Origin of the sequence: Nostoc sp. (assembly GCF_036917435.1) — a bacterium.
Lineage (GTDB): Bacteria > Cyanobacteriota > Cyanobacteriia > Cyanobacteriales > Nostocaceae > Nostoc.
In genome coordinates this window covers 189,544-203,788 of record NZ_JBALDM010000018.1, presented here as the reverse complement: position 1 = coordinate 203,788, position 14,245 = coordinate 189,544, and the positions used below count along the sequence as shown (strand labels likewise).

At 41.0% G+C, this 14,245-nt stretch carries 15 protein-coding genes, 2 tRNA genes and 1 pseudogene; 12 read left to right on the top strand and 6 right to left on the bottom strand.

The genetic code is table 11. The features are described 5' to 3' along the window. Positions 1-180 precede the first annotated feature (180 nt). Positions 181-1,575 (bottom strand): hemolysin family protein, encoded by a 1,395-nt coding sequence (locus tag V7K98_RS08230; RefSeq protein ID WP_335020570.1) that lies wholly within the window; start codon positions 1,573-1,575, stop codon positions 181-183. Between the two features lie 16 nt (positions 1,576-1,591). Here V7K98_RS08230 and V7K98_RS08225 point away from each other — a divergent pair, with 16 nt between their 5' ends. Beyond that, positions 1,592-1,732 (top strand): hypothetical protein, encoded by a 141-nt coding sequence (locus tag V7K98_RS08225; protein ID WP_335020568.1) that lies wholly within the window; start codon positions 1,592-1,594, stop codon positions 1,730-1,732. Here the strand turns inward: V7K98_RS08225 and V7K98_RS08220 are convergent. Further along, positions 1,671-2,372 carry a hypothetical protein gene (locus tag V7K98_RS08220; RefSeq protein WP_335020566.1) on the bottom strand — a complete coding sequence of 234 codons (702 nt, stop codon included), beginning with the start codon at positions 2,370-2,372 and terminating at the stop codon, positions 1,671-1,673. The two genes, V7K98_RS08225 and V7K98_RS08220, sit on opposite strands and share 62 nt — an antisense overlap. Before the next feature lie 290 nt (positions 2,373-2,662). On the opposite strand from V7K98_RS08220, the gene V7K98_RS08215 reads away from it, so the two are divergent. Continuing rightward, positions 2,663-2,735: transfer RNA gene (locus V7K98_RS08215), tRNA-Ile, on the top strand. 91 nt (positions 2,736-2,826) lie between these two features. Here the strand turns inward: V7K98_RS08215 and V7K98_RS08210 are convergent. Beyond that, positions 2,827-3,264: a hypothetical protein gene (locus V7K98_RS08210; protein WP_335020564.1), complete on the bottom strand. Its 438-nt coding sequence runs from the start codon at positions 3,262-3,264 to the stop codon at positions 2,827-2,829. Positions 3,265-3,370: 106 nt separating this feature from the next. On the opposite strand from V7K98_RS08210, the gene pyrE reads away from it, so the two are divergent. Together pyrE and V7K98_RS08200 are read left to right on the top strand one after the other, a co-directional pair. Continuing rightward, the gene (gene pyrE, locus V7K98_RS08205) at positions 3,371-3,994 is read left to right on the top strand and encodes an orotate phosphoribosyltransferase (protein WP_335020562.1); all 624 of its coding nucleotides are present in this window, start codon (positions 3,371-3,373) and stop codon (positions 3,992-3,994) included. Positions 3,995-4,093: 99 nt separating this feature from the next. Beyond that, positions 4,094-4,201, top strand: a pseudogene (locus V7K98_RS08200) (DUF4351 domain-containing protein); the annotation flags it as partial. Between the two features lie 540 nt (positions 4,202-4,741). Here V7K98_RS08200 and V7K98_RS08195 read toward each other — a convergent pair. Next, positions 4,742-4,813 (bottom strand) — tRNA-Thr (locus V7K98_RS08195). Between V7K98_RS08195 and V7K98_RS08190 the strand changes: the two genes are divergently transcribed. The 5 genes from V7K98_RS08190 (at position 4,801) to V7K98_RS08170 (ending at position 8,468) form a co-directional block, all read left to right on the top strand. Then, positions 4,801-5,040, top strand: a complete 240-nt coding sequence (locus V7K98_RS08190; protein ID WP_335020561.1) for a hypothetical protein — start codon at positions 4,801-4,803, stop codon at positions 5,038-5,040. The two genes, V7K98_RS08195 and V7K98_RS08190, sit on opposite strands and share 13 nt — an antisense overlap. 22 nt (positions 5,041-5,062) lie before the next feature. After that, positions 5,063-5,983, top strand: coding sequence for an ornithine carbamoyltransferase (argF, locus tag V7K98_RS08185; RefSeq protein ID WP_335020559.1), 921 nt, complete (start codon positions 5,063-5,065; stop codon positions 5,981-5,983). 265 nt (positions 5,984-6,248) lie between these two features. Next, positions 6,249-6,854: a transcriptional repressor LexA gene (gene lexA / locus V7K98_RS08180; RefSeq protein WP_335020557.1), complete on the top strand. Its 606-nt coding sequence runs from the start codon at positions 6,249-6,251 to the stop codon at positions 6,852-6,854. An 86-nt stretch (positions 6,855-6,940) separates the two neighbouring features. After that, on the top strand, positions 6,941-7,063 hold the full coding sequence (locus V7K98_RS08175; protein WP_335020555.1) for a hypothetical protein: 123 nt from the start codon (positions 6,941-6,943) through the stop codon (positions 7,061-7,063). Between the two features lie 40 nt (positions 7,064-7,103). Continuing rightward, a complete protein-coding gene (locus V7K98_RS08170; RefSeq protein WP_335020553.1) occupies positions 7,104-8,468 on the top strand; it encodes a DNA phosphorothioation system restriction enzyme in 1,365 nt (454 codons plus the stop codon). A 224-nt stretch (positions 8,469-8,692) separates the two neighbouring features. Here V7K98_RS08170 and V7K98_RS08165 read toward each other — a convergent pair whose 3' ends face one another. Further along, a complete protein-coding gene (locus tag V7K98_RS08165) occupies positions 8,693-9,088 on the bottom strand; it encodes a hypothetical protein (protein WP_335020551.1) in 396 nt (131 codons plus the stop codon). A 12-nt stretch (positions 9,089-9,100) separates the two neighbouring features. After that, on the bottom strand, positions 9,101-9,226 hold the full coding sequence (locus V7K98_RS08160) for a hypothetical protein (RefSeq protein ID WP_335020550.1): 126 nt from the start codon (positions 9,224-9,226) through the stop codon (positions 9,101-9,103). Between the two features lie 557 nt (positions 9,227-9,783). On the opposite strand from V7K98_RS08160, the gene V7K98_RS08155 reads away from it, so the two are divergent. The 3 genes from V7K98_RS08155 (at position 9,784) to V7K98_RS08145 (ending at position 14,229) form a co-directional block, all read left to right on the top strand. Further along, on the top strand, positions 9,784-9,957 hold the full coding sequence (locus V7K98_RS08155) for a hypothetical protein (protein WP_335020549.1): 174 nt from the start codon (positions 9,784-9,786) through the stop codon (positions 9,955-9,957). Then, the gene (locus V7K98_RS08150; protein WP_335020547.1) at positions 9,954-12,026 is read left to right on the top strand and encodes an AAA family ATPase; all 2,073 of its coding nucleotides are present in this window, start codon (positions 9,954-9,956) and stop codon (positions 12,024-12,026) included. Before V7K98_RS08155 ends, V7K98_RS08150 begins: the two co-directional genes overlap by 4 nt. Before the next feature lie 304 nt (positions 12,027-12,330). Then, complete coding sequence (locus tag V7K98_RS08145; protein WP_335020545.1) at positions 12,331-14,229, top strand: DUF3370 family protein; 1,899 nt, start codon at positions 12,331-12,333, stop codon at positions 14,227-14,229. The last annotated feature ends 16 nt before the right edge of the window (positions 14,230-14,245 follow it).

The window sequence follows — 14,245 nt, the reverse complement described above, 5'->3', positions numbered from 1 at the left end:
AGATACGGGAAACCCAAGAGACGAATAAGACCGTCATTGCTGTAGTTGAAATTGGAAGCCCCTTTTTCAGCGAAGCAAAAAGGGGTACTTCACGTTTCATAATTAAGGCGGGCAAGATGCCCACCCGACAAGAGTTTGATTTATTCAATTATTTAACTTAGATGTTTTTTGGCTTAACTCCTAACTCTCAACTCCTAACTCTTGCAACCGTCGCAGTTGAATTTGATGCAGGCGTGGCCCAACAATTGATATCACGGTGAATTCGAGATTTTCATAAAAGAAGATTTCGCCAATGGCCGGAATTTTCTGTAACTGATACAGTAAAAAGCCTCCCAGGGTTTGGTATTCTCTTGTCAAGGGTAAATCGAGATGCAAAATCTCGTTCAGGTCTTCGAGGTTGATTTGTGCCTGCACGAGAAATTTCTGCTCATCTAACATCTGAATCAGTAAGTCGTCACTGCTTTCAGGAACGCTTGCGTCGCCGATGATTTCGGCAATGACATCTTTGATTGTCACCAGTCCCACAGTACCGCCGAATTCATTCACTACCATGACCATCGCGGGTTTTTCTTGCTGCATCATGGGCAAAAGTTCACTCAAGGGCGTGTGTTCGGGAACAAACCGGGCGGGACGCATCCAAGGTTGAATCTGTGTCTCTAAACTGAGCTTTCCTACAGCTAAGGGTTGTGCCAAATCTTTAAAATAAACAATGCCCCGAACATCGTCCAAAGATTCACCAATCACGGGGTAGCGTGAGTAACCAGTAGCAGCCATTTCCCTAAGTAATGTCTGGAAAGTAGCATCTTTTGGCAGCGTGATAATACTGGTGCGAGGGATCATCACATCTTGGGCTATGATATCCCCAAACTCAAAGACATTATTGAGCAGTTCTCGTTCTGCACGCTGTAAACCAGTAGATCCCCATTCTGTAGAGATAATCACTTGCAATTCTTCGGGAGTCACAGGCGGCCGCCAGCCTTGTCCTGTGTATTGGATACCAAAAATCCGCAATAAAAAACGAGTTGATTGGTTAAGAATCCAGATGAAGGGGCCAAAAAAACGCACGATCGCTTTTACCGAAGGCCCCAAAAACCTCGCTAGCTGTTCTGAGTACAGCATGGCTAAGGATTTGGGACATAATTCTCCGATCACGATTTGCAAATAGGCAATTAAGAAAAAGGCAATGGGAATTGATAGAGAATGGGCCAAAAAGTTAGTCATCCCACTGGGTAAAGGCCAGGATCTTAACCAGGCATTTACGAGTACAACAATCGTACTTTCTCCAATCCATCCCAGTGCCAAACTAGAAAGGGTAATGCCTAACTGGGCGGTAGATAGCAGTCTGTCAATACTACGCTGTAGCATTTCGACTGCGATCGCTGGAATATCGCCAGCCTTAACTAACTGGTGAATACGCGATCGCCGCACGCTCACCATCGAAAATTCTGCCGTCACAAAAAAGGCATTGATGGCAATCAGTAATAGCACTGACAACAACCGCAGCGCCACGTCCGTCCAAATTAAGTTAGGAAAACCAATCACCGCCAAAGCTCGTGTAAAACTCACGCCCTCCATTTAGGGGGATTGGGGAATGGATAATAGTAAAAAAATAACAGATAATCACCAATTCCCAATTCCCAATTCCCCATGCCCCATGCCCAATCCCCAATCTACCTTCCTACAGGAATATCCGATGCCTCTAACTTCAGTTTTTGAGCGGGATAATCAGTAAGAGCAAGTGATATTTTCTTAACATCATCAAGTAAAGCTGTGGGAATGCTCACTGTACCTGAAAATGCCGGCCCATTTACAGGCAATTCTGTTGGTAAACCCTCTGTACTAGCACTTAGGGTTCGTCCTTTGTCATCAGTAACATCTAAAAAGCTATACAGGAAGCGTACAGAATCCTTACCTTTGTTCTGCATTTTCACTTTCAGTAACAAATCACCACCAGAGTAGCGGGCAGATTGCACAGTCATGGTTACACCCTCACTTTGGGCAGTAACTGGAAAGCCTGGTAGGGGTTTTTCTTCAACCACTTCTGGAGGCTTTTCCTCTGGCTTCTGTTTACTGCTATTGGTTTCTTCGTCATCTTCCTCTAGCTTTTCCGATTTAGCAGCCTTGGTCTTACCGTCAATTCGCGCCTTGACAACTTTCAGAATCTCTTCCTCTTTTAATAGCACTAGCCCTCCCTGTTGAGAGCTATTAGCCTTATTGCTGGCAAATTTGGTTGTGGGCCGCCCATCTGGTGCGGTAACGCCTTTAAGTGCTGAACTACCGAGTTCAAACCCCAATAAGGCGCTCACAGAACCCGCCCCCATCATCAGGATTAACAAAATCAAAGTAAGAAGTACAGTAGAATTTATTTTCATTGCTGATAAGCTATCACATAAGAATGCTGGTCTATTTAAGAATAATGAAGCTTTTGACCTCAGTCCTTAAAGGAACTTAATCAATATTAGTCTGTACTATTTCATGATTAAATTATGTAGTATAAAAATCTGGTAAATTATTGTTCAGTATTCACACGTGGTAAATTTATGCTATAATTACGGAATTGGCTAAAAATAAGTGGATAAGGTATTTACCTCACTCTAAAATTAGCAAATAAAGTTGACCTAAAGAGTTAAGATAATCAACTCGTAAGAACCCAAAAAAACAAGCGCCTTTGGCCGATTGGGGAGGCAGCGAACTCATAATTCGCCTTCAGGCTGGTTCGATTCCAGCAGGGCGCACTGAATCAGTAATAGAGGGAATTAGGGGAGAGGTGACAGGTTATAGGGAATAATCTGTACCCTGTAAGCTGTACCCTATTCCCTTATTAAATTAACGAGATGGCAAAGTTTCAAACCTGAATTCAGTTCCCACTTTCAGTTTGTTGTTATTCAAACGAGGAGACATGATCAGCGATGTGTTATAAGGATTTGGTAAATCAGGGGTGCGAATATAAGGATCGTTACCAACTTGCTGAGTCATGACATCATGATATAAAGTGTTAACCAACTCAGCATCGTGAGCAATTTCATTTTCTGGGAAGGAACCACCGAAACCGGAACCAGATCCTAGAAATACATCTATCTGACGCTTAAGGCTGCTGCTATTTTCGTAGAAATTGCGATCGTGACGAAAATAAGCCCGTTCAAATACATCACTCGTAGTTTCGGGTTTAGGGGTTTCGGTTTGGGCAAATGCAACTGAGGGAAAAGCAATACCAGCAGCAAGCAGCACCAACAAACCACCAAAGGTTTTAAATTTTATCCGCACGTTTCTGACTCCTCAATTTTCGTTTTGGGCGAATCTTAATTTATGCTTAAGTTCAGAACTCTGATGAGTTCAACCTTTGGTGTAGCACAACTTTTAATGTTTTGTAATGACGTATCCTACTGAAACTCTTACCCACTCAGATATTTGGTCAACCACTGCTGATTTGACCACTTTACGCCACAAGCTACTAGATTTATTTTGTCAACTTGCTTATCAAGAGGGTGATTTTGTCCTCTCTTCTGGGCTACGTAGTTCTTATTATGTCAACAAGACACAGGTAACACTGCATCCTCAAGGTGCTTTGGCTGTTGGACGGTTGCTATTTCCTTTACTACCTATAGATACACAAGCTGTAGGTGGTTTGACAATGGGGGCTGATCCAATTGTGACAGCAGTGAGTATAGTTTCTGTTTATGAAAATCGCCCGATACCAGCGTTGATTATTCGCAAGGAAGCCAAGGGTTATGGGACGAGAGCTTATATAGAAGGCCCCAGTTTACCAGAGGGTGCAAAAGTAGTTGTTTTGGAAGATGTGGTAACAACTGGGCAATCTGCTCTGAAAGCGGTTGAGCGTCTTAAGGATGCCGGTTACACCGTAAATCAAGTAATTTCACTGGTAGACAGAGAGCAAGGTGGAGGTGAGTTGTATCAGTCAGCTGGGTTGAAGTTTGAAACTTTGTTTTCGATTCAGGAAGTTCAAGAACGCTACCGACAACTTGCGAAATTATAAGCGCTTGCCAAATTACAGCAGTTTTCTTTTGACATGAAGTACAAAGCTACGGGTTTGGAGGCAGGAGGTGGTTCTTGCTATCTAGTTGAAATTTAGAGAAGAGTTCAAGGATTATCGATTGAACAATTAGAGAATCTAGGAGAAGCATTACTAGACTTTTCTAATGTTGCTGATTTAGAAACTTGGTTAAACCAGCAACAAGGATAAATCATCATCAGTAGTCCTGACTTTTCACGGTATCTGGAAAACCTAACCGAACAAGGCAAAAATAAAAAGTAAAAAGTAAAAAGAAAGAGGAATAAAATCGGTTTGAAGCCCCTGAATTTATTTATGGAAAAGGAAATAAAGATTTGTTTCGTTAGCGTAGCGGCACGAAGTGCGACACGACATGCTGTGAAACAAGGCATCCGTACAAGGCAAAAGTAAAAAGTAGAAAGGCAAAAGAAATATTGAATTTATCTTTCTTTTTACTTTTATCTTTTTACTTGTTTATGCATCCTTTTTAAATCCCCTAGATTTATTTATGGGGATTATCTTTTTACTTTTTACTTTTTACTTTTTAATTCTATAACTTGCTCCTGCACAGATGCGATCGCTGTGTCACGGGTGTCATCTTCAGCCGTACAATCAGGTAACTCTGGAACTGATGCGATAAAATGTCCCGACTCAGCCTGTTGAACTAGAAATCGGGACGAGTTGTCGTAATTCGTCGGGCTTCAAAACCTTCCCCTTCTTATATGTACTCAAAGCCAGCAGCGGGATTTGAACTCGCGACCTTCCGATTACAAGTCGGATGCACTACCACTGTGCTATGCTGGCAAGTTTTGTGTTTAGTTTTAATTAGCAACCACAATTTCTTATTGTACCATAATCAGTTTATTTGTCTAGGTGCGATCGCTAAAATATTTCTTTCTGACTACATTGGGCTAGGAAATCCGCAAGTTTGGCAAAAATCAACTCAAATCCTGGGTTGGACTCAAAATATTTGTACGGTTCTAAAACTGTATTCTCTTGGCACGGCTGAATCAAGGGACAGAAATATATAATTATTTTTTACAGATTATAAGCATGGCAGCATTGCTCGGACGAGATTTATTAAGTTTAGCGGACATCAGTTCGACGGAACTTCAAGAACTCCTAGAATTGGCAACTCAACTGAAATCGCAACGGTTGAAGTTGCAGTGTAATAAAGTTTTGGGGTTGTTGTTCTCCAAAGCTTCTACTCGCACGCGGGTAAGTTTTACTGTGGCGATGTACCAATTGGGTGGACAGGTAATCGATCTTAACCCTAATGTTACTCAAGTTAGTCGTGGGGAACCTTTACAGGATACGGCGCGGGTATTGGATCGATATCTGGATATTTTGGCAATTCGCACTTTTGCACAGCAGGATTTGGAAACTTTTGCTCACTATGCCAAGATTCCAGTGATTAATGCCCTTACTGATGCAGAACATCCTTGTCAGGTATTGGCGGATTTATTGACGATTCAAGAAAGCTTTGATACCTTTGCTGGGTTAACTTTAACCTACGTGGGTGATGGGAATAATATGGCTAATTCTTTGATGTTGGGCTGTGCTTTGGTGGGGATGAATGTCAGAATTGCCACTCCTAGCGGATATGAGCCAGATTCTCAGATTGTAGAACAAGCAAGAGCGATCGCTAATAACAAAACGCAAGTCCTCGTCACTCACGATCCAGAATTAGCCGCGAAAGGTTCTGCTGTACTTTATACTGATGTTTGGGCGAGTATGGGGCAAGAAGCAGAAGCAGATAATCGGATGCCAATTTTCCAGCCTTACCAAATTTCGGAACAGCTATTAAGCCTTGCCGATCCAGAGGCAATTGTTTTACACTGCTTACCAGCCCACCGAGGTGAAGAAATTACTGAGGCAGTTATTGAAGGTTCTCAATCAAAAGTTTGGGAACAGGCAGAAAATCGCCTCCACGCACAAAAAGCTTTGCTTGCGAGTATTTTAGGGGCGGAATGAAAGAAGAGAGACGCGATGAATCGCGTCTGTACAAGAGTTTGGAGTAGAGACGGGATGAATCGCGTTTCTACAGGAGTTAGGAGTCAAAATAGCTAGTGTGCAATTGACTCCTAACTACTTGCTGGTAAAAAATCCGAAATAAATGGGTAAAAGAAAAGAGAATATTCTTACTTTTGCCTTTGATATTTTTACTTTTCTCTTGTTATGGGGAGTTTTTTGTAGTACTAATGTTCTAGAGACATTAATAATTACTTCCCACAAATTTATGGAACGTCTAACGGAAGCTCAACAAGAACTTTACGAATGGTTGGCAGAATATATCAGAACGCACCAGCATTCGCCTTCTATTCGGCAAATGATGCAAGCGATGAACTTGAAGTCACCAGCACCAATTCAAAGTCGTTTAGAACATTTACGTACTAAGGGATATATAGAATGGACTGAAGGACAAGCGCGAACGATTCGGATTTTGCGTCCTGTGAAGCAAGGTGTGCCAATTTTAGGTACGATCGCAGCTGGTGGTTTAATAGAACCATTTACTGATGCTGTAGATCATTTAGATTTTTCTAATTTCGAGTTACCTCCCCAAACTTACGCTTTGCGCGTAGCTGGCGATAGCATGATTGAAGATTTAATTGCTGATGGCGATGTAGTATTTCTGCGTCCAGTAGCAGAACCAAATCATTTAAAAAATGGTACTATCGTCGCCGCTAGAGTAGATGGATTTGGTACAACATTAAAACGTTTTTATCGCCAAGGCGATCGCGTTACCCTCAAACCAGCAAATCCTAAGTACAATCCCATTGAAGTCAGTGCTATGCAAGTACAGGTGCAAGGTTCACTCATTGGTGTTTGGCGTGGTTACAACTGAATTGGGAAATGGGGGATGGGGGATGGGGCATGGGGCATGGGGGAGAAATAACCAATTAATTCCCAATTCCCAATTCCCAATTCCCAATGCCCAATAACCAATGCCCAATACCCAATTCCCAATGCCCAATAATTTATGTACCTGACGAAAAATTCAGTGCAGCAACTGCCCACTTTCCGGTTGAAATTACCGTTTGCAAGGGAAAGTAAGGGCAGTTATTACACGCAACCATTACCAGGATGTCCAAGGATGCCTGTGTCTCTGCAATTGCGGCAATATCAGCGTCAAGCGATCGCTAGCTGGTTTACCAACAATGGTAGAGGGACGCTGAAAATGGCTACTGGTAGTGGTAAAACTATTACTGCACTAGCGATCGCTTGTGAATTATATCAGCAGATTAATTTACAAGTCTTGGTGGTGGTGTGTCCCTACCGTCATCTTGTCACCCAATGGGCGCGAGAATGCGAAAAGTTTAATTTGCAACCCATTTTAGCCTTCGAGAATTTACGCACTTGGCAAAGTCAACTTTCTACGCAAATTTATAATCTGCGTTCTGGTTCTCAACGGTTTGTCACTGTGATTACTACGAACTCCACTTTAATCGGAGATGGTTTTCAGTCTCAACTCAAATATTTTCCCGCCAAAACTTTAATTATTGGGGATGAGGCGCATAATTTAGGCGCACCCAAGTTAGAAGAAAGTTTACCGCGTAGTGTTGGGTTGAGACTGGCTTTATCTGCCACACCGGAGAGGTATTTTGATGATTTTGGTACGCAATCTCTATTTGATTATTTTGGCCCAGTTCTCCAACCAGAGTTTACTTTGAGGGATGCGATCGCTCAAGGGGCTTTGGTACATTATCTGTATTATCCGGTGTTGGTGGAGTTAACAGAAGCCGAAAGTATTGCCTATTTAAAGTTAACTAAAAGAATTGGGCGATCGCTACTATATAGGGAACGAGGAAATGGAGAATCAGGAAACTTTGAAGACAATGAAGATTTAAAGCCTTTATTGATGCAAAGAGCAAGATTAATTGGTGCGGCCGAAAATAAATTAAATGCTTTGCGGGATTTAATGGCAACTCGCCACGAAACTACTCATACTCTTTTTTATTGCAGCGATGGTTCACAAGATGCGGGACAACGTTCATCGCTACGCCAACTTAAAGCTGTTGCTAAAATTCTGGGAGTGGATTTAGGTTACAAGGTAAGCACCTATACAGCCCAAACAACTTTACAAGAAAGGGAAATATTACGCCATCAATTTGAAAGTGGAGAGTTGCAGGGTTTGGTGGCAATTCGTTGTTTAGATGAAGGTGTCGATATTCCGGCAATTCAAACTGCGGTGATTTTATCAAGTTCTGGTAATCCCCGCCAATTTATTCAGCGACGGGGGCGAGTTTTACGTCCTCATCCGGGCAAGGAACGCGCAACTATATTTGACATGATTGTTTTGCCACCAGATTTAGATAGAGAAACTATCGAAGTTGAGCGTAATTTGCTGAAAAAGGAATTACGGCGTTTTGTAGAGTTTGCTGATTTAGCTGATAATGCAGGCGTTGCCAGAATGAAGTTACTTGATTTACAAAAGCGATATGGTTTATTAGATATTTGATAATGAACCAGAGAATATATTAGGACTTACGCACAAGTCACGCAAAATCATAGACGCAAAGCGGCTTGCCGCAGGCTACCATAGAGAACGCAGAGAACAGAGAGGAATTGAGAATGCCCAATAGTGAGTTTTATGTCTTGTTCAAACATCCAGGGCGAGAGATAATCAAAATCTTACGACACAACGAATTCTGCCCAGAAATTGATGCAAACAATAAGTGAAGTTTAACTTATTTCAAACATTGGAAAATCGACATCTAACAACCAATTCTCATCAACAAATTCTAGATTCTCATCATAAACAAGAACTAACTCACCAATCTTTTGAATATGATGATTTGGTTCTTGTGTGACATTTGCACTATCACCTATAAGTGAAAACTTTAGTTTTAAAAAACGTTCAGTGTGAGTAACACCAATAGAACTGCTAACTAATTCGGTTTTTAGGGTACGAGGTAACGTAATTGTTTCATAATATTCATCTTGCTCATCCCAATAGCCACACACTTTATAATCAGATTGTTCAAGATGTTCTTGAACAAGAATATTAGCATCTAAATTTTCTAATATTTCAGTTAAATCTCGCCAGACTTGATGATTTTTTAATTCCAGTCTTGTCATAATTACGTGGGTTTAATGTTCTGTTACCAAACCAGGAAAATGTAAGACACCATCAATAAATTTTGCATGAAATCGGCGGTCGCCACCTTTATCTAAGACTTTAGATTTCAAATCGTAGCCGGATTCCTGGGAAGCCACCAACCCAACATTAGCGCGAGGGAAGACTTGCCCTTTCTCAATGGCTTTTAAATGTTTGCCCTTATGATCATATTTTAATCCCAGCTTTATCTGTGACTCTGCAAATCAAACTAGCAGAACAGTGGTACAAAAATATACAATATCAGGTTGAATATCTGCCCACTTATCGGGTAAAGCTTCCATTAAATTAATATTGCTCTAGTAGAAACACAACACATAAATCACAAGATTTGCGTAAGTTATATATATGTTTTTGTAAAATTTTTGCGAGTTTACAAACAAGTGGCATTAAATATGAAATAATAAGATTATGAGTTTTATCATAATGGGATATAAAGCGCCTAAAAAATTTTGCTAATATCCTATTATAATGTAGATCAGTTATTACTAATAATAACAGAGAAGGATTAAACAATAAAGTAGTTTTTCAAATAAAATTATAAATTTGCAAAAATAGTTTTTGCAAATTGTAAGATAACGTAAACAGTGGCTTTACGGAGGCTATTCTAGCACTAGAGAAAGTTAGAATATAGAAAAACTATATTTAAAAATCCGATATGTCACAAGAGGCGAATATCGATGATGTTCAAGAGCCAATAACTAGCGCACCGCCGGAAGTACGGCAAATTATTGAGCGGGTATGGAAGTTGGAAAAAGGCAGACTAGATAAGAAGATTAACACCCATATAAACGATCATATTTTGGACATTATTAAGGAAGAGGTGCGATGAAGCTGACTTCAATTAAGCTTTGCAACTTTCGCTCCTTTTATGGTACGACACCAGAGATGGTCATCGCTGGTGGAGATGCTCAGAATACGACAATTATTCATGGCAATAATGGCTCTGGTAAAACTAGCTTGCTGAATGCCTTTACGTGGGTATTGTATGATAAATTTAGTGCAGCGTTTGCATCGATAGAGCAGTTAGTCAATAAGCGTGCGATCGCAGAAACCGAAAAAGGTCAAGCTGTAGAATGTTGGGTAGAGATTGGCTGGGAACATGAAGGTAAACGCTATCGAGTGAAACGCGCCTGTCGGGGATATAAAAACGAAGGTGATTTTGACGCTGGTAAAACTCAATTAACCATGTGGGTTGGTGCAGATGATGGGAAATGGAATATCCCAATTCAGCAACCAGACGATATAATCAATCAAATTTTACCCGCTACTTTACATCAATATTTTTTCTTTGACGGCGAACGAATTGAAGAAATCGTTCGTTCTGACAAAAAAGCTGAAATTGCCGAAGCTACAAAAATCTTCTTGGGTGTGGAAGTAATCAACCGTTCCATCAGACATTTAGGAGATGCTAAAAAAACTCTAGAAAATGATTTAAAAGCGATTGGTGATTCGGAAACTAAACAGCTATTACGACAGCAAGAAAAGATAGAACGCGAACGTGAACGTATTACCAAACGACAAACAGAAATAAAAGAAGAGTTAGAATATCAACAAACTTTTAAAAAAGAGACAAGTAATCGGTTACGAGAATTGAGTGCTGCTAAGGAATTACAAGAAAGATGGCAGAATTTAGAATCGCAGAAAGCAGGGAATCAAGAAGAATATAAAAAAACTAAGGATGCGCTAAAAAAAGTTATTTCTGCGCGGGGCTATACAGTTTTACTGTCAGAAACTACAGCACAGTTTCGAGGAATTATCAATGATTTGAAGCAGCGCGGCGAGTTAACATCAGGAATTTCGCGGGAATTTGTGAATGATTTACTCAATTCTCAACGCTGTATTTGTGGCGCAGAATTACACGAAGGTAATCATTCTCATATTCATGTGAGTACCTGGTTAAATAAAGCAGGTTCCTCGGCGGTAGAGGAAACTGCAATTCGAATGCTAGCACAAGTAGATGAAATTGATAAGCAAGCTATAGGATTTTGGGAAGAAGTTGATAGAGAACAAACTAGGATTAATCAGTTACGGCAAAGTATATCTCAAATTGAAGCCGATTTAGACAATATTCAAGAACGGTTGCGAAAAGATGCTAATGAAGAAATTAGCAGTTTGCAAAAACGGTTAGATGAAATTGAAAGTAAAATTGATGAATTAAATCGAGAACAGGGAGCAAATCAGCAGCAAATTGCTCAACTCACAACTGAAATTGAAGGTTTAAATAAACAAATCGCTAAACAAAAGCTGAATGAAGATAAGCAAACTTTAGCACAGCGACGAATTAACGCTACTCAAGATGCAATAGAACGGTTAACGGAAGTTAGAAATCGTCAAGAACAACAATTTCGTCTACAACTAGAAAAGCGAGTGCAGGAGATATTTATGGAGATTTCTGTGACTCCATACATTCCTAAAATTAGCGATAAATATGAACTGACATTAGTAGAAAATACTACAGGTGTAGAAGCACTTGTTGCAGCTTCCACCGGAGAAAATCAAATTCTCAGTTTATCCTTTATAGCTAGCATCATTGACAAAGTACGGGAATGGAGTGAGAAGCGAAAAATGATGATGATTCCCGATAGTAGTACTTTCCCAATTGTGATGGATTCACCCTTTGGTAGTTTGGATGAGAATTCGCGGCGACACATTGCGAAGACGATTCCCCAATTAGCAAATCAGTTGATAGTTTTAGTTACTAAGACTCAGTGGCGGGGTGAGGTGGAAGCAGAAATGACAGGCAGAATTGGTAGAGAATATGTGCTTACGTATTATTCATCTAAGCCGGATTGCGAACAAGATTATATTGAGTTGGGTGGGGAAAGATATCCTTTAGTGAAACAAAGTCCGAATGAGTTTGAGTATACGGAAATTATGGAAGTTGAACGGGATGGATAATTAAGAGAAACGAACCGCAAAGGACACAAAGTACACAAAGGTAGGAAGTAAAGGAGAGAATCCTGACTTATGGGTTTTGCAAGGATTAAAAATCAACTCTTAGCTATTGTAAATTTTGAGTTAATTTTTTCTCAAGTCCACGCAAAATGCTTTAATGACCTTATACCATTTCTTTGTGAAGCTGCGCCAAATTTTATTAGCTTCTTTCTTTCCTTGTGTCCTTTGCGCCCTTTGCGGTTCGTTCCTCATATAGTTTGACGCATCTTCATCCAAAATTAGTATTAGTTTATACTAAAGTTGATTAATGTTCCTCAGAAAAACTTCAGTAGTCGTATTCTCCCTTCTAACTCTATCAACCTCCAACGCCCTAGCCTTTTCTGACACCCAAAACTATTGGGCAAAAAATTGTGTCCAGCAACTAGGAGAGCGTAAACTGATTACAGGCTATCCTGATGGTAGTTTTCGCCCAGAAGCAACAGTAACACGCGCTGAAGCAGCAGTGTTGATGCTAAATGCTTTTCCTGATTCATCAGTGAAACGCACTGCTACGACATTTAAAGATGTACCCGGTAATTATTGGGCAAATAAAGCAATTTCTACCGCTTACCAAAAGGGATTTTTTTCTGGTTATCCCGGTGGAATTTTCCAGCCTAACCAGCCAATTCCTCGCGCCCAAATCATTGGTGTCGTAGCTGGTGGGAAAAATTACAGCCTTGTATCCAACCCAACGCAGATATTACAACAATATTTTAACGATGCGGGACAAATTCCTAACTATGCCCAAAATGCGATCGCATCTGCGACTATTAATAGTGTTGTTGTCAATTATCCCGATGTCAAACTGCTAAAACCACTGCAAAGCACTACGAGAGGCGAAGTTGCAGCTTTGATATGTCGGGCGTTAAATATCTACACGGTTCCTCCACAATATATTGCTGGAATCGAATTACATCCGCAAGAAGTACGCCCTTTAGCAGGAAAACTCGATATTATTCCCACTTTTAACAGCAATAGTCCCGAACTTGTAACAACTGAAGGAATTTTACTATCAACTTTCCCGCCAGATGGGAAACAAGTACAAGAAGCACATTTAAATTATCCCTTTGAAGGCAGATTTGATTTATTTGCTCATCATATCGTCAGGGCGGAAACTCCAGCCCAAAGCCGCACTGTTTACCAAGGGATAATCGTACATAATCCAGGAAATGAACCTGTGACGCTGGAAGTATTACAAGCAGCTAGTTACCTTACCAAAGAAGCACCATTTATCGCTTTACCTGATGTGGTGGAAAATCCCCAAGGTACAGTTTACTCTGGGCCGGGCGATCGCACAATGAATGATGTGTTGCGGGGAGTTAGGCAAGGGATTTTTCCCAAAAAGCTGGTGATAGAACCCGGAGAAACTCAAATCTTAGCGAATTTACCCATTCCCGTACAGGCTCCTGCCTCTAACGGTCGCACGACGATGATGCGCTTGGCAAGTAGTAGCCCAGTTTATGTAGCTAATTTAGTCAAAAATAGTAATATTCCGCCCACCTTAGCCGAGTGGCAAAAGCTTCTGGATACAGGCAGTTTAGCAGGAAAACGTGACCCTGTTCCCACACCTCTCGACCCTCCCAGAGAACCAACAGTATTTAGTCGCGTCGCTGGTGTCTCCCAAGGAACGCAATGGCAAACACAGCTTACGGATAATCACAATGTGTCTGAGTTAACGATACCTCAACCAGGAAAGGCGTTTTCTTATCCTTTGGGAACTGTACATTTAATTACCCTCAGCACTGGACAAATACAGAGTGCAGCGATGTTAAAACGCTATCCTGACACGGCGTACTTTGCTCACAGTAACTATGGTGTTGAATACAATCTAACTTTACCTCTCAGAAATATTACTAATCAAACTCATACGGTGAATGTATTAATCCAGACTCCCGTGAAGGATGAAGGGGGAACAGATAGACTGCTGTTTTTAAAGCCAGGTGTGGAACAAATATTCTTTCGGGGAACGGTGCGGGTGCGTTACACCGATGATAATGGTGTGGAAAAGACGCGCTATGTGCATTTGGTACAGCGTCGTGGACAAAGGGGTGAAGCGTTGGTGACGCTGAAGATGTTGGCGGGTGAGAAGCGAGAAGTACAGGTGGATTTTTTGTATCCTCCAGATTCTACGCCGCCGCAGGTTTTGACGGTGAGAACCCAGGGATGATTTTTTCACGCAGAGG